The organism is Candidatus Sulfotelmatobacter sp., assembly GCA_036500765.1.
In the GTDB taxonomy this organism is placed as follows: domain Bacteria; phylum Acidobacteriota; class Terriglobia; order Terriglobales; family Acidobacteriaceae; genus Sulfotelmatobacter.
In genome coordinates this window covers 1-23,992 of sequence record DASYBM010000007.1, presented here as the reverse complement: position 1 = coordinate 23,992, position 23,992 = coordinate 1, and the positions used below count along the sequence as shown (strand labels likewise).

The following is a 23,992-nucleotide window of genomic DNA, read 5'->3' as shown; positions in this document are numbered from 1 at the left end:
GCTAAGCGCCGCTCTTCCACAGGATATTGCCCTACGGTCTGGTCTTCGCGATTTCCGGCATCACTTCGCGTTCTTTCTTCGGCGCGCCGCCTAAGTGATGTTTCGTCAAGCCGTCGCGCAGGTACTCAAAGGCGTCTTCGGGGGTATCGACGATTTTGAACTGGTTGAGGTCGTCGGGAGAAATGGTGCCGGCGTCGACGAAGGCCTGGAAGTTCAAGATGCGGTTCCAGTACTCGCTGCCGTAAATGACAACCAGGATTTTCTTGGCCAGCTTGTCGGTCTGGGCCAGCGTGAGGATTTCGAAAAGCTCGTCCATGGTGCCGAAGCCGCCGGGGAAAATCACGAGCGCCTTGGCGAGATACGCGAACCAGAATTTACGCATGAAGAAATAATGAAACTGAAAATTCAGCGCCGGCGTGATGTACTGGTTGGGACTCTGCTCGAAGGGCAGTTGAATATTGAGGCCGATGGTTTTTCCTCCGGCTTCGTGGGCGCCTAGGTTGGCAGCCTCCATGATGCCGGGGCCTCCGCCGGTGGTCACGACGAAACGGCGGCGGCGGGCTGGAATCTGGATCGACCAGGTGGTCAGCATGTGCGCCAGACGGCGCGCGTCTTCGTAGTAGCGTGCCATGTCAACGCCTGCGTGGGCGCGTTTCAGATCTTTTTGCAGTTGTTCGGCGGCCGTTCCGGCATTGTTTTTTTCGATCGAGGCCAGATTCCTGGCGGCGTCGGCATGTCCGTGAAAGCGCGCTGAACCGAAGAATACGACGGTGTCCTGGATCTGCTCGCGCCGGAAGCGGGCCAGAGGCTCTTGATATTCGGCCAGGATGCGGAGAATGCGTCCGTCCGGGCTATTCAGGAAAGGCTCGTTCTGGTAGGCAACGGCGGCAGATTTGAGCTGGTCGGTCATAGTGGAGTCTCGTTCTGTGTTGAGAATCGTGTGTCGTCCCCTTTGGGGACTCGGTTACATCCGCTTAGGGCCTAAGCCGGCACTGCCGTGCCGGGCTGGGCTTTCACATGCCGCCGCTACGCGGCTGCAAATCAGAGTTACTGCGGCTCGTGGTAGTGGAGCGCCTCCCAGAAACCGATCCAGATGTCGAGCAGGCCCAGTCCGCTGCAAATTCCGCGGAAGAAGCCGTTGGAAACTATGTCGCGGAGCGCTGGAAACGAGAGCAGCAGGTAGTTATCGGTCCATTCCGGAGTCCACGGCAGAATGATGAGCAGGACCCCGGCCACGGCGCTGATTAATACAAAAAGAAAGACGGAGATGCGATGCATCCAGACTTGGAAGGCGCTCTCCGGTGGCGGCGCTTCCTCCTCGAGCGGCGGTGCGAGAAGCGTCGTGCTCGACTCGGCGGGCGGCGGAGTGGGTTTGGGCAGATTGCCGGAAGAGTTGGAAAGAGGGGCGGGATCGGTCACTCGGGGCAACTCCGGCGCCGCGAAGATCCAGCATGGGAGTCACGGCGCGCACAGGACCCCGGGCAAGCAAAATTGGGGACAAAGGCCATCGGGTTATTCTACGACTTCAGGGCCTTAATGCGCTCGGCGACGTCGCGGTAATCGATGTTGCTGCCATAAACGTCCATGAAATGTTGCAGGGCGGAGGATTTGTCGCCGGCGGCTTCGTAGGCGGAGGCCAGCTCATAATGCAGCGCAACGCGAGTCTCCCCATCAATGCGGGGAACCTCGAGAGCTTTTTGATACCACCGGATGGCCGCTTCGGGCACGCCTTTTTCCAGGAAGCACTGCGCCAGCCAGGTATAAGTCTGCATGATCTGCGGAAAGGGTTTGCCGTGATCGAAGGACTGGCAAGCCTTTTGCAACTCTCCGATCGCTTCATCGAGCAGGCCCATTTCGCGGAAGGCGATGCCGAGGTTGTAATGGGTTTCGGGATCTTCATCGGCGGAGGCGACATCGGCTTCGAGATCCTGCTTGAGTTCGCCGAACATTTCGGCAAGATCGACTCCCGCATCTTCGCTAAACGGTGAAGACTTGGCTGATGAATCGATTGGGGCGGGCGCAGTCATGGCAGCGGATGGTGTGATGAGACCGGCCGACGGCTGCGCAGCGGGCGATGCTGGTGCGTGCCATGCGATGGAGGCTGCGGCGGGCGGCGCGGAACTTTGAGGCGCAGCGAGAGGCGCAATGGGGGCCACATGATTGGCTGAGGCTGAAGCGGCAGCGCTGGCGGCGAGCGGCGGAGTGGTTTTCGCTCCTCCAACCGACGCGGCCACCGTTGTTGCGGCCAGTGACGGCTGTGCGACTGGAGCGGCTGCCAGGAAGTCGGCACCGAGGGACGCTTCGATATCGGCGACGAATTCCCCCAAAGCTCCGCCCGCGACCACCGGTTCGGTCTGTGCAGACGTGGCAGGGAGATGTATCGCCGGCGCGGGCGCGGTTTGCGGCGCTGCGGAGGCGGCACCTGCGCCGGGAAGGAAGCTCTCTCCTGGTGAACTTTCAAGATCGGAAACAAATTCGTTCAAACGGCCGGGTTGGAGTTCCGGTTCGGAAACGGCCAGGGAAGGCGGCGGAACGGCTGGCGGAGCCGGCTGTTGCACCGCCGGGGAAACTCTCTTGGGGGCCGGCTTGTGAATGACCGGTCTAGGAGCAGCCGCGACTGGAGGTTCCTCGGCTACTGGAATTTCCTCGACAGGAATCTCTTCGACCGCAGGAGCTTCCGGCACGGCGGCGGTGACGGCCTCTTCTACCGAGACCGGAGCGTCGTCGACGGCGAGGTCCGCGACCGGAACATTCTCAACTTCGACTTCCAGAGCTTTGACTTCCGGAGCTTCGGCTTCGGCAACTCCTACTTCGGGGGCAGTGTTTGGGCTGACTTCGGCGACGACGACTTCGGGAGCCTCGACTTCGAGAGTCGGAATATCGTCGGCCGTAAGCTCTTCGACCACAGGTTCGACGGCTGCGGGAGCATCTTCTTCGGCCGCAGCCTGAATAGCCGCGTCTACTTCGGAGCGAAGCTCGGCCAACTTAGACTGATCGCTGGTCAGAGTCTGGAGTTTGGCCAGCGCTGCCAGCGCCTGCTCGGGCATACCGTGACCGAGATAAAAGCGGATCTCTTCGACGGTCTCATCGCTCTTGGTCGAATCCTCCTCGCGAGACTTTTCGACTTTGATTTTGCTGGGCGCGGCAGCCTTGCGAGTAGGGGTAGGTTTGGCCACTTCGACCGCTTGGGGCTCGGCCGCCAGTTCCTCTGCCGGGGTCTCGGCCTCGACGGCAAGCGAGTCATCCCATTCGGAAGAGAGGTCGATTTCGGCATCGGCGGACGGCTCCGTGGTGGCCGAGGCGGATTCGTCCACGACGGCGAACTCGGGCGCGGCGGCTGTGGGCCAGGGCGAAGCGGCTGGCGCGGACTCTTCTGCGACCGCGACTTCTTCCACCGTGACTTCGCTGGTAGCTTCCGCGGAAGCGTCTGCGACGGAAAATTCCGGCACTTCGGATTCGGGAGCTTCCTCGACCAGAGACTGCCGGACGACATGGCCGCTACGAACTGTTGCAGGAGCATCCAGAAAAATGTGTTCTTCTTCGGACGCTGGCCCGGGCGGCGGCGCCGACGAGCGTTCCTCATAGCGCTCGGCTAACTCGCCGTAGCGCGTGGCTTCCTCTGGATATCCGCCTTCGGAGTAAACGGACTGCAAAGTGCGGCAACACACCGCAGCTTCGGCAAAGCGCCCGGCGCGCGTGTGCAACGCAGCGAGACGCTGATTGATGCGAAGATCGCTGGGCGCCAGCGGCAACGCCCCGACCAGGGGCCCGAGTGCCTTGGCGGGCATGTTGTAAGAGATGAAGAGTTCCGCATCGGTCAGGGCAGAGCGGATGGAGAGAGAAATTTCGTCGGTGTAGTGCTGGTGAACGGCAGGCGCGGTCGCTTCGAGGTCGTCAATGAGGACGACGGCTTCGTCCGGCGTAATCAGCTTGCCCCCGGAAGTGCCGCCAAGCTGCCCCGCCACCTGCTGGTAATTCTGCATGTGCAGGGTGTTCTGGGGCTCGAGGGTAGCCAGGCGCTGATAAAGGTCGCGAGCGCGGGGCAAATCGCCGGCCTGAACGCTCGCGTGGGCCAGCAGTTCGAGAACTTCGGTGACGTGAGTGTTCTCTCCCGCTTTGTGGAACAGGTCGAGCAATTTTTGCAGCGAGTCGGGATTGTCGCGGACATGCCCGATGATGGCGTGCAGGCTTTCGAGAACTTTGTCGGAGTTCTCGGCCAGCAAGCGTTCGGCGTGCTCGTCAAAAACTTGTAACGCGGTCTCGTATTGGCCGGCTTGCATCAGAGCTTCGGCAAAGCTGGAAATTGCCGGCAGATCGTTGTGCACGGTCAGCAGTTTGTTGGCGATGGTGCCGGCCTCGGAGAGTTGTCCGGCCTGCAAATAAGCCTTGAATAGATCGCGAAGGCCATCGGGATGAGAATCGATGTCGGAGATTTTTTGCAGGGTGGCGACGGCGCCGGCAGCATCGCCGGACTCGATCATGTTCTTCCCCTGCATGAGTAATGCATAGGTATTGCCGGGATCCAGCGTCAACATGCGCTGCAGAATCTCTTCCGCACCGCTGAGGGACCCCTTGGAGCGCAGGCTTTCGGCGGCGGCCGAAAAAATCTGCCAGGCTTCCGTCTTCTTGCCCAGACGAATGTAGACTTCCGCCAGGCGAACCCGCATGCCGCTGTTTTCCGGATCCATCTCCACAATCTTCTGGAAGATGCGGACCGCATTTTCGAGTTCATTTGCCTTTAGAAATTCTTCCGCCACCTGTAGATACTGAGCGCGGGCGTCATTAAACAGGCCCTGCTGGCTGTAAAGTTCTGCCAGTTTCAGCAAGCTTTCGAGCGACGGCTGGAGCTTGCAGATCTTCTTGTACATCGCGATGGCTTTGACCGTGAAACCCTGGCTGGCATAGGCATCGCCGACGGTTTTGAAGCAGGCTGTGGCTTTATCGGTCTCGCCAAGGCGGGAATAAAGGTCGCCGACAGTGTTGGTGACCGTGAGATCCTTGGCATCGTTTTTGAGAACTTTTTCGTATTCGGCGATGGCGTTCTGGAGCTTGCCCTGCTGGACATACTTCTCCGCAGCGCTGAGTACCTTCTGCTTGTTGAACCCGAACAATGCCATAAGAATGCCGAACTCCAGAGCTTGGTCTGACTACAGAAGTCTCAACTACAAAGATCGAACTACTAAAGATCGAACAGCTAAAGATCGAATGACAAAGCCTTAGAAGCAGAATCCCCCTGAACGTTCGGGGAACTGCGCCCGGGTATTGTCCCGAAGGTCATCTGACAGATTGGCGGATGGACCTGCCGGACAAGGCCAATTGTACGTCTGGACGTCATGAACCGTATGGTTACCAAGGGTTACCGAAAGGGAGTGTACGAACGGGTTACCAAGGGAATCAGGGGAAGGAACGGCTGGGCCAGATGCTTGTGCAGTCTGGCTGAACAGGCTGCGGAAAAAGTGGTGGGAATCGAATTTGTTGATGACGCTGCACAGGCAAAGCTGATAAGAAGAGGCATGCCTGGATCGGACGAGCCGAAGGGAACTGTATTCAGCTATGTAAGCGCCGAGTAATGGGTCGCGGCTGATCATCGTTGCGCCCCAATTCGGATTATGACGGACGCGGGCTTGGCGACAGTTATGGGCCGTGCTTCGATGAGCTGAAGGACCGAGATTTTCCGTTCGCATGGAAAACAAGAATCACAAGCCGCTCCGACTCGTCGCGCTGGCCACGCTCTCTCTCGTTTTGGCTGCGACCTCGATAGCCCAGAAGCAAGATCAGCCTCTCTCGCTCGCCGACTGTTATCGCCTCAGCGAGCAAAATCAACCCGACCTGGCCACTGCGGAAGCCGAAGTGCACGTCGCTGAGGCCCATCTCAAGGAACGCCGCTCGCCCTATTTTCCGCACCTCAGCTTCGGCGCGTCGCACAACCAGCAGACATATAACTACGCTCCAGTGCCCGGCACCTCTCTGGCCACTGCCAATACCGAATACAACGGCGAGCATTGGTCGACTTCTCCGTATTACTACACGGGATTGAATTTCAGCCAGAATATCTATGATTTTGGATTGACTCGCGGTTCGGTCGAACGCGGCAAAGCGGAACTGGCACAGGCGCAGGAAAACCGCGACCGGGTCCGCCAGGAAACTCTGCTCAACGTACGTAACGCCTATTTCAGCGTGCTGGCCGCGCAACAATTGGTGCAGGTACGGCAAACCGCCGTTCAGGATCAGAGCCGGCACCTGGACCAGATCCAGGCATTCTTCCAGGTCGGGCGCGTTCCTAAGATCGACCTGACTCGGCAAGAAGTACAGGTCGCCAACGCCCAACTCGATCTGGTTCAGGCGCAATCCGATCTCACGGTCGCGCAGGCGGTCCTGGCCACGGCGATGGGTCTGCCGGTTAAGCGAACATTTAGCCTCGTCGATGTATTGGGAACCGCCCAGACGCTCGACCGGGTTGATAGCTATCTTAGCCAGGCGCAGACCCTGCGGCCAGATCTAGGAGCGTTGCGAGAAGTGGTCATCGCGGCGCAAGGGGACATCGTTTCCGCCCGCTCCAACTTCAAGCCGCGGCTGAATTTCACGAGCTTCGCCGATTTTGAGAACCTGAAATTCCCTTTGATCTGGAACGTTGGATTCGGCGAGAGCCTGCTGCAACCCCTTCTTTCCGGGGGCTTCAACCGCGCTTTTCTAAACGAAACCGAACAGGCCAAGAGCGCCGCGGAGTCGAACCTGAAATCAGCCGTGCTGCAGGTCGATCGCGAAGTCTACACCGACTACGCCAACACAACGGTCGCCCAGCAGCAGATCGATCTGGCAACCAAAGCCGATGAGGAAGCGCGCGAGAATCTGGCGTTCGCCGAGGGCCGCTACTCGGCAGGAGTGGGAAACATTATTGAATTGACCGATGCGGAATTATTGGCTGCCACCGCGGGCGCCCAGGTCGTCACCGCCCGCTACAGCTATCAACTGGCCTATGGGCGTCTCCAAGTCGCCGCAGGCAGCGATCCCAGCGACTAATAGATCCCGGCCACTAATATTAGGGAGTATTGTCATCCCGAGCGGAGCCGTTCTTCAGGCGAAGAGAGGGATCTCCCGCTCCTCAGCTCTCGCGCGTAAGCAAAGCCACGCTCGCGGCGCGTAAGCGAAAATCCTACTCCTGCACATCATCCAGCAGCGACCGCAGCTTCCCCGACCGCGAAGGATGGCGCAACTTCCGCAGCGCCTTGGCTTCGATCTGCCGAATCCGTTCGCGCGTTACGTCGAACGACTGCCCGACTTCCTCGAGCGTATGCTCCGAGCCGTCATCCATTCCAAACCGCATGCGGATGATCTTCTCCTCGCGCGGACTCAGCGTGCGCAGCACGTGCGCCGTGCGCTCCTTCAAATTCACATTCAGGACCGCCTCGGCCGGAGACATCTTGGTCCGGTCTTCAATTAGATCGCCGAGATGCGAATCGCCTTCTTCGCCGATCGGCGTCTCCAGCGAAATCGGCACGCGCATAATCTTGCGAACCTTCCGCACCATTGCCTCAGGAATGTCCATCTGCTTGGCAATCTCCGCTGAGGTCGGCTCGTGCCCCGAAGCCTGCACCAGTTGCCGCGAAGTGCGAATCAGCTTGTTCACGACCTCGATCATGTGTACGGGCAGCCGGATCGTCCGCGCCTGGTCGGCAATCGCCCGGCTGATGGCCTGCCGGATCCACCACGTTGCATACGTAGAAAACTTGTAGCCCCGCCGGTATTCGAACTTGTCTACCGCTTTCATCAGCCCGACGTTGCCTTCCTGAATCAAGTCCAGAAACTGCAGTCCGCGATTGCCGTACTTCTTCGCGATCGAAACCACGAGCCTTAGATTTGCTTCGATCAGCTCGCGCTTGGCCTGCTCCGCGTTCATGTCGCCCTGAATCATTTTGCGCTGGGTGCGCTGCAAGTCCGGAAACGTCATCCCGGCTTCATCTTCCAGTCGCTTGATCTCGGCGCGATGGGTCCGCTGCGCCGCGCGATAATTTTTCTTGAGCTCCTCGCTGCGCGTGCCGGAAATCTTCGCTTCCAGAGTCACGAACTCCCGATCCAGCGCGCGCATGACTTCGATCGTCTTGTTAACGCGCTCGATCAACCGCTTGCGCTCGGCATGATTCAATCCCAGGTTCCGGATGATCAGAGAAATCCGTACCATCTCGCGCCCCAACTGCCCGCGGCACTTCCGGTATTCCCTCGGCTTCTTCTTCGCCGAAATTGTCGCCAGCCTTTCCGTCAGCCGCAAAGCCGTTTTGTAGTGCTTTCCCAGTTGGTCGATGCGTCCGGTCATCTCGTCGACTCGATTCTGTACTATCTCGTCGGTGACCTCTTCCTCATCGAACACGACCAGGTCTTTGATGGACCGCAGCCCGCGCTTCAGATCCTCGCCCAGCGCGAGCACCTGCTGGATCACAATTGGAGACCGCGACAGAGCCTTCATCGCGGTCACCTGTCCGCGCTCGATGCGCTTGGCGATCTCCACTTCTTCTTCGCGGGTCAGAAGCGGCGAGGCGCCCATTTCGCGCAGATACACGCGCACCGGGTCGCTGGCTGAATCCGGCGCGCCCGGAGTCAGATCGAGTTCGACTTCCTCGCTATCCTGCGCCAATTTCTGCTCGAGCGCAGAGTACGGCGAATGCGCATCGCCCTCCACAACATCCAGCCCGCGGGATCCAATGGACCCCAGCAGATCATCCACATCCTGTGGAGAATGAGTATCTTGCGGCAAGTCGTTTGCTTCGTCGTCGGCCACTACTGGTTTTCGACTCATGGGAATTAATCGGTTCTTCGCGTCCATCGCCGACTGAGAATGCTTCTTCGCTGCTTCTGTAGAGAGAAGGGAACTTGGCTGGTCGAGCGTGGCAAGTCCAACAGAAAGCCTGACTCAAAAACGTTCAAAAAAGCGTTCAACAGACAGCTTGGAACGAAGCGCTTATTTGAAGATAGCACAGCCGCGACAGCATTCCTAATGGGGGAAAATTGACCAGTTTTTCGGGCGATTTGAGGCTTGAAGTTCGAGGTCTGACGCCAGAGGCTTAAGACCTACCAGTTGCGGACCGCGGACCAAAGAGTCCGGCAACCCAGCTTCCCTTCCCGTCCTGGTCCGGCAAGGTACAAAAGTAAGTCCTAGATCGAAAAAATTAACATTTCTGTGGTCCTATCCGCGTTATCGTGATTTCATAAGAGTTACTCGCGATGAAATTCTCTTCCTGCGTGTTCCTGGTTCTGTCGCTCTTCACGGGGTTCGCTGCCTGCCAGGGAGCGACCGCTCCATTGCAGCCAGCCAGCAGCACGATTCGTTTACTTACCGTGGACGAGATCGTCAGCGGCATGGTTGAGAGAAATCTGGAACGCGCCCGCGCCTTGAGCGCCTATGAGGGTACACGAATCTATCGCCTGGAATATCGCGGCTTCTTAAGTTCCCACAGCGCCGAGATGGTTGTCGATGTGAAATATCGCTCCCCAGGAACAAAGGAATTCAGCATCCGCTCAGAAAAAGGGTCGAAGGTGATCATCGACCGAGTATTCAGCCGAATGTTACAGACGGAGCAGGATGCGCTCAGCCAGGAGAATCAAAATCGCATCGCGCTCAACCCGAACAACTACCGCTTCACCCTAGCCGGCTCCGAATCGACGCCCACAGGTCCAGCCTACGTTCTTATTGTCGAACCGCTCAACGATAACAAACTGCTATACCGGGGTCGCATCTGGGTCGACGCCGAGGACTTCGCAGTCGTGCGCGTGGAAGGCAGTCCCGCGAAAAACCCCTCATTCTGGACGAAAGAAACTAAGATTGAACAGATCTACGCCAAAGTCGGTAATTTTTGGCTTCCGGCCGCCAATCAAAGCAGCAGCGACATCCGTCTCGGCGGCCACGCCAACTTCACCATCGAGTACCGCGACTATCAAGTCACGTCGGCCGCGCCCTTGAGTACACCTCGTGAAGCGCGGGATCCAAATCGGGTCGCCCCCCTTCAAGAATCTCGTTAACACATCGTTCCGCCGGAATAGGTGACGGAAAAAGTTTGTGTTTCAGCGCCTTTCCAGCCGGCCTATAGGGCAGTAAAATGGCTGTATGACCAGCCATGCTAATGAATCTTCTTCGATTGCCGAAGTCTGTGCCAGCGTAAAGCGTCTGGGATATGGCGTCAGCGAGCATATTCGTCTCTACGGTGAGGAGTTTGAGGTAGTCTCCGATCCGTTTCCTGAAGCTGACGGTATTGCGGTTCGCGTGAAAACCGAAAAGGACGCCGCGATTCGGGTGGTTCGCCTGCCCGCAACCGTCCTTCGGAGCGCCAAGGGACGAGAGTCGAACGCTGCGTGACTTCCGCCCTCACGATTCTTGACGGCGAAGCATCGGTCGTTCCATGACGTGACGGAATATTCCCGCTCGTCGGTAGATAGCTCTGCCTCGGTCTTCTCCAGTCTGGATTCGCATCCAGTGTGGATTCGCTGATCGTAGGCAAAAGGCCCGTCGGCAACCGGCGGTAACGTCTGGACATCTATGATTTCATGCCAACCAAGGTAAATCGCCAATCCGTGGACCTGTCGTCCTATCCCCATCTGGTGGTTATTTATTTGGGGATGCGGGTCAATCGGCTCACGGGATTGAAAACGCTGTTTGGCTTTGGGCCCAAGATCGCGGCTTCGGTCGGCGCACAGCCCGACGGGCTCCTGTTGCATGAAAACTTTCTCTTCTCTCTGTTTCCGCCTCATGTGGGTATGCGGCAGTACTGGCGCGATATGGATTCACTGCTGGCCTGGACAAGGTCGGACCCGCATCGGCAGTGGTGGAAGGCGTTCTTGCGGGACTCCGAGGGTACCGGCTTCTGGCATGAAACATACCTGATGACCGGCGGCATGGAAGCCATCTACGACGATGTGCCCGAACCGATCGGCTTCATGAAATTCGCGCCCGTGGGAATGGCGCGCGGGCCGATGTTCGGGGCCGCAGCCCGTGCGCATTCCGCCGGCGGAGGCGAGCCGGTGCTGTCGGAATCCGAACTGTACGAGTCATAGCACGTGCGGTTTTACCTAATCAGGGCACAAGAATTCCCGAATCGGAACCCGCTTACCCATTTGCCATATCGGATAACCTTTGCCTCGGTCGCAGGTACGTCGAATAGCCATCTTGTAATGTCCCGCCCCGCTTTGCCGATCCTTCAATAGAAGGCGCCTAAGAAGTCGGATCCCAATCGTTCGCCTGCCCAGTAGGTGCTCTTCATGCTCTCCACGACTTACATTCTGGGAACAAAGGCGAGAGGTTAAGTTGATGATGACGATGAAGATCGATGCGAACTTGACCCTAACCATCCGCGTGGGTGCGCGAATCTGCGCGGTACCTCTTTCCGATGTCGTGGAGATCATGCGCCCACTTCCAGTAGAGCCCTGGACGGGCCCGACAGATGTGGTTCAGGGTTTGTCGGTCATCCGCGGAGCGCCCGTTCCTGTGGTCGACCTGGGAAGGTTACTCGGCGCTTCGGATAAAAGTTTAAGCACACGACTTGTTGCCATTCGCGTGGGGGCGCGTCGAGTCGCTCTCGCCGTCGATTCGGTGCTTGGCATTCGTGAATTCGCACCTGTGCTCCGCAGCCAGATGCCTCCCTTGCTGCTTGACACGCGCACGGATTTGGTCGAGGCCGTTGGCGCCTTAGATACCGAGCTGTTTACGGTCTTGAAGACCTGCCGCATTGTGCCCGCGAAGGTCTGGGAAGCGCTTCCGAGGCAGGAAGCCTGATGGGATCGTTTGGACATGCCGAGTTGGACCACTTCCGAGCGATCATTGCAGGCCGACTTGGGCTACAGTTCGACAATGGAAGGTCGGATCGCCTGGCAGAGGTTCTCCGCCTGCGACTTGATGCACAGGGAGCGGGAAACGCCGCTGCTTACCTCACGTCGATCATATCCAGTGCCAACGGGCGCGAGGAACTGCGGGCACTGGCGGCTCACCTCACCGTCTCCGAGACATATTTTTTCCGCTGCCCAGATCACTTTCGTGCGCTTCAGGAGGTTGCTTTACCGTCTCGGATTCGTGCCAGGAATTCGCACCGGCGATTACGCCTCCTCTCGGCCGGTTGCGCCTCCGGTGAAGAGGCGTATTCGCTGGCGATTCTCCTAAGGGAGCATTTTTCCGAAGTCGCGGGTTGGGACCTGAGCATTGTCGGCATCGACCTCAACCCCACGATGCTGGCTAAGGCCAATGCCGCCCGGTACAGCTCATGGTCTTTGCGGGAGACGGCAGATCCGATGCGCAATCGATGCTTTCGCAGGGAAGGCGGAGATTTTCTTCTGGACGAGCGTTTTCGCCGAATGGTGTCCTTTGAAGAACGGAATCTCGCCGTGGAAGGCGCTTCCGACTGGGCCATGGAGCAGTTTGACATCATCTTCTGCCGTAACGTCATGATGTACCTGGTTCCGGATGCCGTACGGGTGGTAGTGGCGCGGCTGACGCAGGCTTTGGCTCCGGCAGGTTTTCTTTTTCTTAGCCATGCCGAAACCCTTCGCGGACTCTCGCGGGATTTTCACCTGCGCCACACCCACGATACGTTTTACTACCAGAAGCGAGAAGGGACGAATGCAATCCCCGAACCGCCGCAGGCCCTCGCGCCCAACCCGCAACTTCCGATCGCCAGCCTCGATATCTCTTGGGTGGACGCAATTCGGGTAGCGTCGGAGCGTATCAACAATCTGTCGCAGAACTCCAGCCGTCACGTCGAGGCCAATCCCTCCCCGGCTCGCTTCGAGAAAGGGGCAGGCCAGCGGGGCACGGCTCAGTTCGGTTTCGTCCTCGAACTTCTCCGGCAAGAGAGATTTCAAGCCGCGCTGGAAGCATTCAACGGCCTGCCGTCGGCGGCCACCGCGGATGGCGATGCCCAGCTTCTGCGTGCCGTCTTGCTGAGCAATTGCGGAGATGTCTCCGCAGCGCTGACGGTCTGTGAACAAATCCTTTCGTTGGATGATCTGAATGCAGGAGCGCACTATGTGGTAGCGCTCTGCCGCGAACATGCCGGCGACTACGCCGGGGCCATCGAGCATGATCGGGCAGCCATTTATCTGGATCCTGCATTCGCAATGCCTCACCTGCACCTCGGGCTCCTGGCCAAACGGCGGGGAGATTTAGCGATATCCCGCCGTGAGCTGGAGCAAGCCAGAACGCTCCTGCCGGGAGAAGACGCTTCCCGGCTCTTGCTACTCGGCGGAGGATTCGGGCGGGAAACGCTCATGGAGTTCAGCCGGGCGCAGCTCTTCGCCTGCGGAGGAACACCATGAATAAAGAAATGCACAAGGAAATGAGTTCGCAATTGAATCGCCTCGCCGACTTGCGCAGCGCATTCGATCGAACATTCCAACTGCCTTATCAGGCTAAGAGCAAAGATGTCGAAGCAATGATCGCTTTCCGCATCGCGGGCACGGCACTGGCTGTAAGAATCCAACACATTACGGGAATTATGAAGCGAACGGTCATTCTTCCGGTTCCCAGCATTGTCCCCGAACTGCTTGGGGTTGCGGTCGTGCGCGGCGGGTTAGTTCCAGTCTTCAATCTCGCCACTCTTCTGGAGCTTCCTGCGAGTGGTGAACCGCAATGGTTCATGCACATGAATCGGGAGACGCCGGTTGCATTGGCATTTGATCGCCTGGAAGGGCGGATCGAAGTGCAGCGATCGCACCTTTATGCGGACGAGACATCTTTGCGGCGCAAGCATATACACCAACTCGCCGAAGTGGGATCTGTAGTTCGGGCCGTGATCGACGCTTCGGCGCTTATGGAATCGATCCGGCAATGCGCTGGCCCGCACGTGCCAGCGAAGGAATGACGGCAATGGCGCAGGTATGGATGTTTGAAAAGAAGGAGCAACGAAATGTGGACATTCCAAAGGAAAATTACAGTCGGCTTCGCCCTGGCTTTCATCCTCCTGGCGGCGATCGGCACCATCTCCTATTCCGGCACTAACCGGCTCATGCAGACCAGCTATTGGGTCACTCACACTCATCAGGTGCTTGAGGATCTCGCCACTTTACAGGGCCTCATGAAAGACGAAGAGGCAGGTCAGCGCGGGTATGTAATCACGCAGAACGAAAGCTATCTCGATGACTACCATAACGGCACCGAAGGAATACCCCGAGTCCTTAGCGAACTGCGGCAGCTGACCTCGGACAATCCTCACCAGCAGAGCAGGCTCGACCAGTTGGCGCCGCTGATCGCCGCAAAAGAGACGGAACTCAGGCAGACGATTGAACTGCGCCGCAAGGGGGATGAGGCGCAAACCTTGAAGATCGTCAACGGCGGCGAAGGCAAAAGATTCATGCAACAGATCAGGGAGATCGCGGCCCAAATGGAGGGCGAAGAGAAGGAGCTTCTCAAGCAGCGCGCCGAAGAAGCGGAAATGACCGCGAGCACGACCCGAAGAACCATCATTTTCGGCACAATCGTCTGCTTGTTGCTGACGATTTCCGTGGCCGTCTGGATTACGCGCTCGCTGACCCGGCAAATCGGCCAAGCTGTTTCTCACGTGCAAAACTCCTCGACCGAACTCCAGAGCACAGCCAATCAGCAAGCCACCGGCGCGCGCGAAACTGCGAGTGTGATGAATGAAGTTACTACCACCATGAGCGAACTGCTGGTCACTTTCCGCCAGATCTCCGAGAGTGCGCAGCAAGTGGCGCAAATGGCGCAGCAGACCGCGATGGCAGCGCGTGGAGGAGATGAAACGGTGGTCAAGATGCAAGAAGCGATTGGCGGCATCCGGCGACAGGTTGACGTCATCGTCGGCCACATGCTGGATTTGGGCAAAAAGTCTCAGCAGATTGGCGGCATACTCGAAATCATTAACGAACTGGCGGAGCAGACCAACATTCTGTCGATCAACGCCACCATTGAAGCGGCTGGAGCGGGTGAGGCCGGAAACCGGTTTGCCGTGGTCGGAGATGAAATCAGAAAATTGTCCGAGCGAGTAACCGGATCCACCCGAGAGATTCGGAGCCTGATCGAGGAGGTCCGGGCTGCGGTCAACACCACTGTCCTGGCCACCGAAGTGGGATCCAAAGCGGTCGACGCCGGGCTGCAACACTTTGCTGAAGTCACACGCGGTTTCAAACAGATTGCCGGCCTCGTCGTCACCAGCACGGAAGCGGCACGCGAGATCGAGATCAGCACCAAACAGCAGATGACTGCGGTCGAGCAGGTCAATACCGCGATCAAAGACGCTGCCGAAGCGACTCGCGAGACGGAAGCGAGTTCAAGCCAGACATTGCAAACCGCAACCCAGTTGGCCCATCTCTCACAAGATCTTTCGCGCATTGTACAGCCTCTTGCTAAGGCAGCCAGCGCATAGGCAGATATGGCAAAAGATACTTACAAATACTTTCGCGTCGAATCCCGAGAGTTGATCGAGAAACTCACTCGCGGCATTCTCGACCTCGAAAACGGAGGGAAAGATGAAAACCTTGTCCCGAGCCTGCTTCGATTTGCGCACACGCTCAAAGGCGCATCGCGGGTAGTCAAGCAGCCGGCGATTGCTGAAGCCGCCCATGCCGTGGAAGAAATCCTGTCGCCCTATCGCGAAGGCAGACTTGCTGCGTCTAAGGAACACACCGGTGAAATGCTGCGACTGCTGGACCAGATTACGGTCAAAGTTGCGGGGCTAGAACGGCCTGGGCTAGAACGGCCTGGGTTAGAACGGCCTGGATTGGAACGGCCGATCGAGCCGGGCAGGGCAGCACCCGCGAAACCGCGTTCGGAAGAACCCCTGGAGACGGTGCGTGTCGAAGTGGAAGAAGTTGAGGCTTTGCTCAACAGGCTCTCCGAGGCGAGCGTGCAGATCACCATAATTCAGAACGAAATTGAAAAGGTAAGGCAGGCAAAGCAACTGTCCAGTTTGATCGTCCGCCGGATTCATTCGTATGGCGTCCAGCTGAATGGTTCTGCGGCGGGAATTGGGTCGCTCGCGGAACAATTGTTGGCCGCGCTCGAGAGTGTTGAACGCGATCTTGGCATCGGGGTCGAGCGCGCGCAACGGGACCTGAATCAGAGTTGGGAACGCGCCAACCGGCTTCGCCTGATGCCGGCCGCTACGATTTTTTCTCCCCTGGCCCGAGCGATACGGGATGCCGCAGTCGCCCTCGGTAAGGAAGTGCAGTTCTATCCATCGGGCGGCCATGTTCGCCTCGATGCCCACGTTCTGGTGCTCCTGCACGAGGCGCTGTTGCACCTGGTGCGCAATGCGGTGGCGCACGGGATTGAAATCCCGGAGGCCCGGGTTGCAACCGGCAAGCCCCCCTCCGGCCGTATCGATCTAAGTGTCCAGCAGAGGGGCAGTCGCGTGGCCTTTGTTTGCCGCGACGACGGCCGGGGCATTGACGTAGAAGCCATCCGCCGCGCCGCAATCAACAAAGGTATCGTCGCCGCCGCCGAAACCGACTCTCTGGGACTTGACCAGGCGATTGAGTTGATTCTCCGCGGCGGAGTCAGTACCGCCGGGACGGTCACGGGAATTGCAGGACGCGGAGTCGGTCTGGACGTTGTTCGCGATGTAGTGACACGACTGAAAGGCGAGATTTCGATCGAGAGTGCGCCGAATGCGGGTACGAACGTAGAAATCCGCGTGCCGGTTTCGATGACATCGGTTGCCGCTCTGATGGTGGACTCGGCTGGAGTGAAGGCTTCCATAGCCCTGGATTGTGTGCGTGAAGTCCTGCGGCTTCCCGAACGCGGAATCGTGGCTTCGGGAGCTCACGAGTCGATTCCATATCAGGGTCAGGCGATTCCATTTCTCTCGCTGTCGCAGGCGCTTGGCCGTCCCGTTTCATCCGCCAACCCTGGCGAGCGCCGGTCCGCTGTGATCGTAAGGTCTGGTCCCGCGCTGGCAGCGATTGGCGTGGGAGCGTTGCGCGGGACCAGCACCGTAGTCGTGCGTTCGTTATCAGCGCTGGCAGGGGGTGCGCCCTCGATAGCAGGCGGGTCCGTCGATGCCGATGGGAAACCGTTGCTGGTCCTTGACTCCGCAGGGCTGGTCAGGGCAGCCCAGACCGGCTCGGGGGCGACGACCTCGGCAGATGAGGTCTTGCGCGCGCCGATTCTGATCGTGGACGACTCGTTGACCACCCGCATGGTGGAGCAGGGTCTTCTCGAGGCGGACGGACATAAGGTCGAACTCGCGTCGTCGGCAGAAGAAGCTCTCGACAAAGCCCGAACCCGTCGCTATGGGCTGTTTCTCGTTGATGTCGAAATGCCCGGCATGAATGGCTTTCAGTTCGTAGCGCGAACCCGGCAGGATCCTGTGTTGCGCAAGATACCCGCGATTTTGGTGACCTCGAGGAATGCTCCCGAGGATAAGCGTCTCGGGGAGGAAGTCGGAGCCTCCGCCTACATCGTGAAGAGCGAGTTCGACCAGGCATATTTTCTGCAAACCATCCGGAAACTGACGGAGTAGGCGATGGGAACCGTTCGTGTACTGGTCGTCGAAGATTCTCTGACCGTCCGTAGACGGCTGGTCGAAGTGCTCAGCGCCGACCCGCAGATGGAGGTTGTGGGCGAGGCAGGAGACGGGAAGACGGGCATCGAACTCTGCCAGAAGTTGCGTCCCGACATCGTGACCCTCGACATGATGCTTCCCACGATGAGCGGCCTGGAGGCAACCGAATACATTATGGCGTACTGTCCGACGCCAATTCTTATTGTGTCGTCTTCGACCAATCGCGGGGAGCTGTTCAAGACTTACGATGCGTTGGCGGCCGGCGCACTGGACGTTCTCGAAAAGCCGAACGGTCACGATAACGGCGTTTGGGAGCAGATATTCATCTCCAGAGTCAAACTGATTTCTCATGTCAAAGTAATCACCCATCTGCGGGCTCGTCTTCCCAATCGTCCTCCCAATAGATTGTCGACGGCCCCCCTCCCGAACCCCGTCGTTTCGGAGAAGGTCGAGCCCGGCGTCCATCGACTGGTGGCCATTGGAGCCTCAACCGGAGGGCCGGCAGCGTGTCTGCAAATCCTGCAAAGCCTTCCACCATGCTACCCGTTTCCGATCCTGCTGGTGATTCATATCGGGCAGGCATTCAGCACGTTTTTCGTAGAGTGGTTGGAGAGCCAGTCTCCCCTTCCGGTCGCCTACGCGACGGACGGAGAGCTACTGCCACCGATCGGACAAGCGAGAGTGCTCTTAGCGCCACCCGACCGTCATCTCGTGGTTTGCAATGGACGTATGCGGCTCACGTCGGATCCAGAACGCCATTCGTGCCGACCCTCGATCGATGTCCTTTTCGAGTCTCTGGCCCAGGAGATCGGCAAACAGACCATTGCTTGTCTTCTGACGGGAATGGGAAAAGATGGCGCGACCGGGCTGCTTTCGATCCGTCAGGCCGGAGGGCGAACGCTAGCGCAGGACCAAGCGACGTCGATTGTGTTTGGAATGCCGCAGGAGGCAATTCGTTTGGGGGCGGCGGAACGGACACTTGGCTTGCAGGAATTCGCCCCAGCACTATTAGCCCTGGCCGACAACAGCCAATGGAGAAAAGCATGAAGCCCACCGTTCTCATCGTAGACGATAGCCTGACCGTGAGAATGGATTTGCAAGAGGCATTTGAGGCCGGTGGCTTTGCGACAACGGCTTGTGAAGTATTGGAGGCAGCACGCAACGCTCTCGCCCAGCAAACATTTTCCCTGGTTGTTCTCGATGTCATGCTCCCGGACGGGGACGGGATTGAATTGCTGCGGGAGATCAAGAGCACGCCTGTTACTGCGGAAATTCCGGTTATTTTATTGTCTACCGAGGGGGAGGTGCACGAACGCGTGCGCGGACTGAAAACCGGAGCCGACGATTATGTCGGCAAACCCTACGATGCTGCCCACGTAGTGGCTCGCGCCCGTCAATTGGTCGGCCTTCCGGAACATGATCGGGACGCGCAACCGGGGCGCAGCTTGTTGCTCATCGATGACAGCGCGACATTTCGCAATGAGTTTCAGTCGGTGCTTGAAGGCGCAGGCTACGAGGTTCTGACGGCTGTAACCGGCGAAGAGGGATTGCATACTGCGGTCGCCATCCGGCCTCTGGCAGTTATCGTCGATGGCGTACTGCCCGGCGGCATGGATGGCGCAACCGTGATACGCCGTTTAAAACAGGATGTCCTCCTCCGCGACACACCTTGTCTGATGTTGACCGCCTCGGAAACACCGGGTGACGAGTTGCGTACGCTCGATGCCGGAGCGGACGCCTATGTGCGCAAAGACGAGAATATCGAGGTAGTCCTGGCGCGAATCGCGGCGCTATTACGAACGGGACGCCAGTCGGTGGTTGTCGATCCCAAAGGCTCGACGCTGCTCGGTCCCAAGAAGATTCTGACGGTTGACGATAGCGCCACTTATTTGCATGAACTGGCGGATGAACTGCGCGACGAAGGGTACGACATTATTTTGGCCGGCTCGGGAAAAGAAGCTCTTGAACTGCTTGAGGTGCAATCGGTCGATTGCATTCTCTTGGATCTCATGATGCCGAATCTCTCGGGCAAGGAAACCTGCAAGATCATCAAGAAGCGGGCAGCCTGGCGGCAGATTCCACTGGTAATCCTGACGTCGGTGGAAGAGGCGCAAGCGCTGGTCGAAGGCATCAACGCAGGTGCGGACGACTATGTGCCCAAATCCGGCGATTTCGAAGTGTTGAAGGCCCGAGTACGTGCACAACTGCGCCGCAAGCAGTTTGAAGACGAAAATCAGTCGATCCACGAGAAGCTGTTGGCAAAAGAACTGGAAGTGGCCCAGGCCAAGGCGGCTCAGGAAATTGCCGAGACCCGCGCATCTCTAACCGATGAACTCCAGAGAAAAAACCAGGAACTCGAAACCTTCACCTATTCTGTCTCTCACGATTTGCGTGCGCCGGTGCGTGCTCTCCACGGATTCAGCCAGATGTTGCGGGAGGATTTCGCCGGGCAGTTGCCCCCGAAGGCTGAGGAATATTTGTGCAAGATCCAAGAGGCGGCAATACGGATGGGTAACCTGGTGGAAGCGCTTCTACACCTCTCCAGATTAGATCGGGCGACGGTGAATTGCGAATCGCTTGACCTTTCCCAAATGGCGCGAGCCATCGCCGAAGAGCTGCAACAATCGGAACCGGAGCGGCAAGTTGACTTCCTCATCGAGGATGGACTCATCATCGAGGCAGATCGCCATCTTATCCGGGCGGCGCTCGACAACCTGATGGGGAACGCCTGGAAGTTTACTCGCAAGCAACCGCACGCGCGGATTGAAGTAGGCGCCGCGCCCAAACCGGCAGTCATGACTTATCTTGTTCGCGACAACGGAGCCGGCTTCGATCTGGCTTACGCTGACAAGTTATTTGCACCCTTTCAGAGAATGCACCGGCAAGCCGACTTCCCTGGCACGGGAATTGGGCTAGCCACAGTCCGCCGCATTGTCGAGCGACACGGGGGGCGAGTGTGGGCGGAAAGCCAAGTTGGACAGGGTGCCACCTTTTCATTCACCCTGGCTTCGAGTTCGATTCCGTCCGAGGAAAAATAAAACCGACTAGCTCAACCGCAAACAAGCGCAGAACGCCCTGAAGCAAACCCCAGTTTTGGACAACCCGACCACCAAGGTGCAAAGCTCATGTTAGAAATTAGAGCGGTTGCCGCCTTGAATGAAATTGTGCGCCGATGGGATGAAAACTGCTCTCGAGCGTTTAGGCACGCTACACTATCGAAGGATGAGGCTGTACTTTTCATCAGAGATTCATACTCGCCTGACCTTACGATGGACAAGATGACAATATCGTAATGTGGTTGATCCGCTCTAGCGAGGAATCATCGTTATGAAGCGAGAGCAATTCGGCCCCACTCTGCTTTCCGTATGCCTCTTCTGCGCCGACCTTCGTTCCGGTATCCGCGCCGGAATCCCGCGTGCCGATAAATTTTTATACGGAGCCGGCCTGCTGCTCTGCCTTGAGTCCCCATCGCTGGCACAGGTTGACCGTGCGGGATTGACCGGTACGGTCACCGATCCCTCGGGTCGCGTCATGACGCAGACCCAAGTCACCGCGATGCACCCCCAACCGCCTGCCGCAGGCGGTCTGGAGCGGTGCAACACAGAGCGCGAACGCTTCAGGCTTCGGCAGTATCGTCCAATCCGTAAACACTACAACCCCGGTCAGCCCGGTAGGCACCGGGACTCCACCCCGAGATTCAGCTCGCGCTAAAAGTTGCTTTCTAAGCTCCAGCCTCCGATCAATTCAACAGCCCATAAACGACTAAACTATTCTGGGTGCCAATGAAGACCTTTCCATCGGCCGCGATCGGGGTCGCGAAATGCGCCAGCGGAGGTACCGTGTCTCGGCCGTTCGCCGCCTGTTTGCTCGTGTAGAGGGTCTTTAAGGTGGTCGCATTCAACGCCATCAACGGTCCGCCGCCATTGATGAACCACAGGATCCCGTTGGTATTACCATTCGCCGTGAGAATCGCGTGACCACCACCGCCCATCTGGGCTGATTGAACAGAAGCCGGCGTTATCAGCATGCCTGCGCTGAGAGTATAGGCATACACGGGGCTGGATTGGCCGGTAAAATAAACGGTATTGTTCCAATAAACCGGGGTACCACTCTGCTTGCCGGCACCTTGGGGCAATTCCTGGATGATCTGGGTGTCGGTCGTCGTGCAACTCGTGCACAGTTGGCCCATGTTGTCCCGATTCAAAACATAGAGAGTTGCTTCCTTGCCTGCGGCGATCGCTTCGTGGGGGTAGGGGCCGGGCTGGTCGGGTAGGATCAACACGCCATCGTCCAGATCCATGTCCCCCTGAGAAAGGGATTGGTGATTGTAGGGAGTAAACCAGTCCGCCAGACTGAGGACGTTGCCGCTCTGGCTCAGCTTGAACACGCTGGTGGACAGGTTCGTGCCGGCGGCGTAGTAGCCTTCCCCAGTTTCGCCGTAGACATTTCCCTCACTGTCAGCGGAGAGGCTGGCACCCTTTTGCCAAATGGAAGCCAACTCCTTGCCCGGTTCGACCGTAATGCTCCCCGCCGGTTGAAGTGTGGCCGCATTGTAAGCCAACACCCATCCCTGACTGTAGTTGTTGTTGCCATTGGAGCCGAAACCTATATATACATTGCCATTGGCTAACAAGAGGCCCGGCCGATTCATCTCGTAGAGATCGGCGAAGATCGTGGTCTTCCCGTTGAGCTTGTAGGTCGCGGAAATAGTACTCGGGCCGCCCAACTTTTCCAACCCGCTGGTCACGTCAAGTGCATGCAGCCGATGCACCACATTGCCGCTTTCATAGGTCTCCGCAACCAGGTAAAGAGTATTAGTGGAGGCATCGATCACCGGAGTAGAAATGATGCCTAACTCGCTCCAGCCCGTGGTTCCGGTATCTTTCTTTACCGTCGCCGGAACCGTGGTGGCGCCGGCTGGGCTGTAGGTCAGTATGCTGGTCTGCCACAGTGGGGATGTCGAAGTGCTGTCGGCATCGAAGGCGTAGACGCTGTCGTTCATAGTCGCCACGTAGACCACGTTGTGCACGCCTTGACCGGCAATGCCGATTTGTGGCAGATAGAGAGGCTGTGCCACAACGAAACCGTCCACCGGGAAAGTGGCTAGTTTGCCGAACTGCACGCTATTTACGTTGGATGGAGTCAGGATCAACTCGGTCGTGTTGGCGCTGGTCAGCGAATTATTGTAGTGCCAGGTAGTGACGGCGGTCGGCACAACCGATGGCGTTGAGGGAGAGGGGGGCGTTGGCAATTTCCCAGGGGAAGCCTTCCCGCCCGTAGCCAGCGCGGTTGAAGCCGCGCAGACGGCGAAACTGAGCGAGCAAACAGAGATCCAAATCAAGCGCGAGGCAGTCTGTTTGCCGGAATATCTTCCGAAATACAGATCGAGACTGTTCCGGCCAAAGCGCGTTGCAGACTTTCCTCGCCAGAGCAGCCCACGCCATAAACCAGTACTATCCCCGCGAAGTTGCAGATTCATGACCGAATTCCCTCCCAAGGTCGTACGCATCGTTGCGAATTCTTTCCGGCACGTATTAAACTTCACTGCCGACTGCCAAGTCCAATCCCGCACCTGACCCGCAAACGAACAAGAATCGACCGTCCTCAAACTGCGACAAAGCAGGCAGGGAAGCAATAAGGTGGTTCGAGTATGGGGCAGGCGCCATGCCGAGTGGGTGCCGCGTTAAAACGGGACTGAAGCTTTCTTGCCCAAGGAGATTGATAGCAAACAGTTTGTCGCGTCCGATTTTCCCGGCATTTACGATCGTCTCCATGCCGCACAGGCCGGTACCTAAGGTGTTCTTCCGCTCTACCTACAAAACTTGCTTTAAGAAATTTACTCTATGGTTCGCGGGAAATCATTGTGGTAATGATGGCTAGACTCGCGAGCTTGCCTCAACAATCCTTAGGGGTCTAGCTCCAGATTACGGCCGGACTTCAGCATGCACGCCGAACCTCCAACTCAAGTTCACTCACCGGCGTCACTGCTGAGACGCGCCATCGACCTTTGGCCATACCTTTTCATCGCGATTTCCGTCATTGGCTTCGCCTACGAGGCCCTGAGTCTGGCCCGCTAGGACCGAACCTGTTGGGCGAACAGCCCTTGCCGCCGTCTCGGCGGCAATCCCTAACCCCGAGGGGCGTGAGTTCGTGTATGGGGTTGGCGACAAAGATCGCTTTGACTTGAAGAAGATCGAGAGCGGCGAAAAGCGTACTATGCCCCTAAGGTTCCCTTCTGGATTGAACCGTACCAGTTTGTTTTCCATGCAAGAAGGTCTTCACAAGTCTCTTCGCCTCCTCCGCTGGTAGTGTATCCAATTGTTCGAGCACCTCACGTTCTTTTGCGGCGGCACGATCGGGGCGGCGGAGGATAGGGGTATGGGCTTTTAGTCCGAGGGAGCGCACTTTCTCCACTTCCCGCGCCAGCGCCGCGATCGTCGGCGCGTCGAACACACTCCGCACCGGCATCTCTACCTCCAGCACCCGCCGCATCCGCGCCG

General features: G+C 58.1%; 18 protein-coding genes. 12 read left to right on the top strand and 6 right to left on the bottom strand.

The genetic code is table 11. The annotated features are described in order from the left end of the window. Positions 1–31 precede the first annotated feature (31 nt). The 3 genes from VGM18_11700 to VGM18_11690 all read right to left on the bottom strand — a co-directional run bounded on the left by VGM18_11700 (position 32) and on the right by VGM18_11690 (position 5,117). Positions 32–910, bottom strand: coding sequence for a TIGR00730 family Rossman fold protein (locus VGM18_11700; protein HEY3973663.1), 879 nt, complete (start codon positions 908–910; stop codon positions 32–34). Between the two features lie 137 nt (positions 911–1,047). Beyond that, the gene (locus VGM18_11695) at positions 1,048–1,419 is read right to left on the bottom strand and encodes a hypothetical protein (protein HEY3973662.1); all 372 of its coding nucleotides are present in this window, start codon (positions 1,417–1,419) and stop codon (positions 1,048–1,050) included. Between the two features lie 98 nt (positions 1,420–1,517). Then, complete coding sequence (locus VGM18_11690) at positions 1,518–5,117, bottom strand: tetratricopeptide repeat protein (GenBank protein ID HEY3973661.1); 3,600 nt, start codon at positions 5,115–5,117, stop codon at positions 1,518–1,520. 565 nt (positions 5,118–5,682) lie between these two features. Here VGM18_11690 and VGM18_11685 point away from each other — a divergent pair. Next, positions 5,683–7,020 (top strand): TolC family protein, encoded by a 1,338-nt coding sequence (locus VGM18_11685; protein ID HEY3973660.1) that lies wholly within the window; start codon positions 5,683–5,685, stop codon positions 7,018–7,020. 133 nt (positions 7,021–7,153) lie between these two features. Here the strand turns inward: VGM18_11685 and rpoD are convergent, their stop codons facing one another. Next, positions 7,154–8,791, bottom strand: coding sequence for an RNA polymerase sigma factor RpoD (gene rpoD / locus VGM18_11680; GenBank protein ID HEY3973659.1), 1,638 nt, complete (start codon positions 8,789–8,791; stop codon positions 7,154–7,156). A gap of 425 nt (positions 8,792–9,216) precedes the next feature. Between rpoD and VGM18_11675 the strand changes: the two genes are divergently transcribed. The 11 genes from VGM18_11675 (at position 9,217) to VGM18_11625 (ending at position 21,203) form a co-directional block, all read left to right on the top strand. After that, on the top strand, positions 9,217–10,011 hold the full coding sequence (locus tag VGM18_11675; protein HEY3973658.1) for a hypothetical protein: 795 nt from the start codon (positions 9,217–9,219) through the stop codon (positions 10,009–10,011). Between the two features lie 85 nt (positions 10,012–10,096). Then, entirely contained in the window at positions 10,097–10,345 is a 249-nt protein-coding gene (locus tag VGM18_11670; protein ID HEY3973657.1) for a hypothetical protein, read from the top strand. A 188-nt stretch (positions 10,346–10,533) separates the two neighbouring features. After that, entirely contained in the window at positions 10,534–11,040 is a 507-nt protein-coding gene (locus tag VGM18_11665) for a DUF4188 domain-containing protein (GenBank protein ID HEY3973656.1), read from the top strand. A gap of 253 nt (positions 11,041–11,293) precedes the next feature. Next, positions 11,294–11,758: a chemotaxis protein CheW gene (locus tag VGM18_11660; protein HEY3973655.1), complete on the top strand. Its 465-nt coding sequence runs from the start codon at positions 11,294–11,296 to the stop codon at positions 11,756–11,758. Continuing rightward, positions 11,758–13,290, top strand: coding sequence for a CheR family methyltransferase (locus VGM18_11655; protein ID HEY3973654.1), 1,533 nt, complete (start codon positions 11,758–11,760; stop codon positions 13,288–13,290). Before VGM18_11660 ends, VGM18_11655 begins: the two co-directional genes overlap by 1 nt. Then, on the top strand, positions 13,287–13,835 hold the full coding sequence (locus VGM18_11650; protein HEY3973653.1) for a chemotaxis protein CheW: 549 nt from the start codon (positions 13,287–13,289) through the stop codon (positions 13,833–13,835). The genes VGM18_11655 and VGM18_11650 overlap by 4 nt, the downstream gene beginning before the upstream one ends. 45 nt (positions 13,836–13,880) lie before the next feature. Then, on the top strand, positions 13,881–15,353 hold the full coding sequence (locus VGM18_11645) for a CHASE3 domain-containing protein (protein HEY3973652.1): 1,473 nt from the start codon (positions 13,881–13,883) through the stop codon (positions 15,351–15,353). 6 nt (positions 15,354–15,359) lie between these two features. Next, positions 15,360–17,450, top strand: coding sequence for a response regulator (locus tag VGM18_11640; protein ID HEY3973651.1), 2,091 nt, complete (start codon positions 15,360–15,362; stop codon positions 17,448–17,450). 3 nt (positions 17,451–17,453) lie between these two features. Next, positions 17,454–18,539: a chemotaxis-specific protein-glutamate methyltransferase CheB gene (gene cheB, locus VGM18_11635; GenBank protein HEY3973650.1), complete on the top strand. Its 1,086-nt coding sequence runs from the start codon at positions 17,454–17,456 to the stop codon at positions 18,537–18,539. Then, entirely contained in the window at positions 18,536–20,530 is a 1,995-nt protein-coding gene (locus VGM18_11630) for a response regulator (GenBank protein HEY3973649.1), read from the top strand. Before cheB ends, VGM18_11630 begins: the two co-directional genes overlap by 4 nt. A gap of 289 nt (positions 20,531–20,819) precedes the next feature. Continuing rightward, a complete protein-coding gene (locus VGM18_11625) occupies positions 20,820–21,203 on the top strand; it encodes a hypothetical protein (protein ID HEY3973648.1) in 384 nt (127 codons plus the stop codon). Positions 21,204–21,231: 28 nt separating this feature from the next. Here the strand turns inward: VGM18_11625 and VGM18_11620 are convergent, their stop codons facing one another. Both VGM18_11620 and VGM18_11615 read right to left on the bottom strand, forming a co-directional pair. After that, positions 21,232–22,707, bottom strand: a complete 1,476-nt coding sequence (locus VGM18_11620) for a hypothetical protein (protein HEY3973647.1) — start codon at positions 22,705–22,707, stop codon at positions 21,232–21,234. A 1,007-nt stretch (positions 22,708–23,714) separates the two neighbouring features. Continuing rightward, positions 23,715–23,992, bottom strand: a 278-nt coding sequence (locus VGM18_11615) for a hypothetical protein (GenBank protein HEY3973646.1), incomplete at its 5' end; no start/stop codon positions are given.

Excerpts from the sequence above, each read along its gene's own strand:
- VGM18_11660 (HEY3973655.1), top strand. The coding sequence starts at position 11,294 with ATGATGACGATGAAGATCGATGCGAACTTGACCCTAACCATCCGCGTG.
- VGM18_11690 (HEY3973661.1), bottom strand. The coding sequence starts at position 5,117 with ATGGCATTGTTCGGGTTCAACAAGCAGAAGGTACTCAGCGCTGCGGAG.
- VGM18_11625 (HEY3973648.1), top strand. The coding sequence starts at position 20,820 with ATGAAGCGAGAGCAATTCGGCCCCACTCTGCTTTCCGTATGCCTCTTC.
- VGM18_11700 (HEY3973663.1), bottom strand. The coding sequence starts at position 910 with ATGACCGACCAGCTCAAATCTGCCGCCGTTGCCTACCAGAACGAGCCT.
- VGM18_11655 (HEY3973654.1), top strand. The coding sequence starts at position 11,758 with ATGGGATCGTTTGGACATGCCGAGTTGGACCACTTCCGAGCGATCATT.
- cheB (HEY3973650.1), top strand. The coding sequence starts at position 17,454 with ATGGGAACCGTTCGTGTACTGGTCGTCGAAGATTCTCTGACCGTCCGT.
- rpoD (HEY3973659.1), bottom strand. The coding sequence starts at position 8,791 with ATGAGTCGAAAACCAGTAGTGGCCGACGACGAAGCAAACGACTTGCCG.
- VGM18_11670 (HEY3973657.1), top strand. The coding sequence starts at position 10,097 with ATGACCAGCCATGCTAATGAATCTTCTTCGATTGCCGAAGTCTGTGCC.
- VGM18_11645 (HEY3973652.1), top strand. The coding sequence starts at position 13,881 with ATGTGGACATTCCAAAGGAAAATTACAGTCGGCTTCGCCCTGGCTTTC.
- VGM18_11665 (HEY3973656.1), top strand. The coding sequence starts at position 10,534 with ATGCCAACCAAGGTAAATCGCCAATCCGTGGACCTGTCGTCCTATCCC.
- VGM18_11630 (HEY3973649.1), top strand. The coding sequence starts at position 18,536 with ATGAAGCCCACCGTTCTCATCGTAGACGATAGCCTGACCGTGAGAATG.
- VGM18_11650 (HEY3973653.1), top strand. The coding sequence starts at position 13,287 with ATGAATAAAGAAATGCACAAGGAAATGAGTTCGCAATTGAATCGCCTC.
- VGM18_11685 (HEY3973660.1), top strand. The coding sequence starts at position 5,683 with ATGGAAAACAAGAATCACAAGCCGCTCCGACTCGTCGCGCTGGCCACG.
- VGM18_11675 (HEY3973658.1), top strand. The coding sequence starts at position 9,217 with ATGAAATTCTCTTCCTGCGTGTTCCTGGTTCTGTCGCTCTTCACGGGG.
- VGM18_11640 (HEY3973651.1), top strand. The coding sequence starts at position 15,360 with ATGGCAAAAGATACTTACAAATACTTTCGCGTCGAATCCCGAGAGTTG.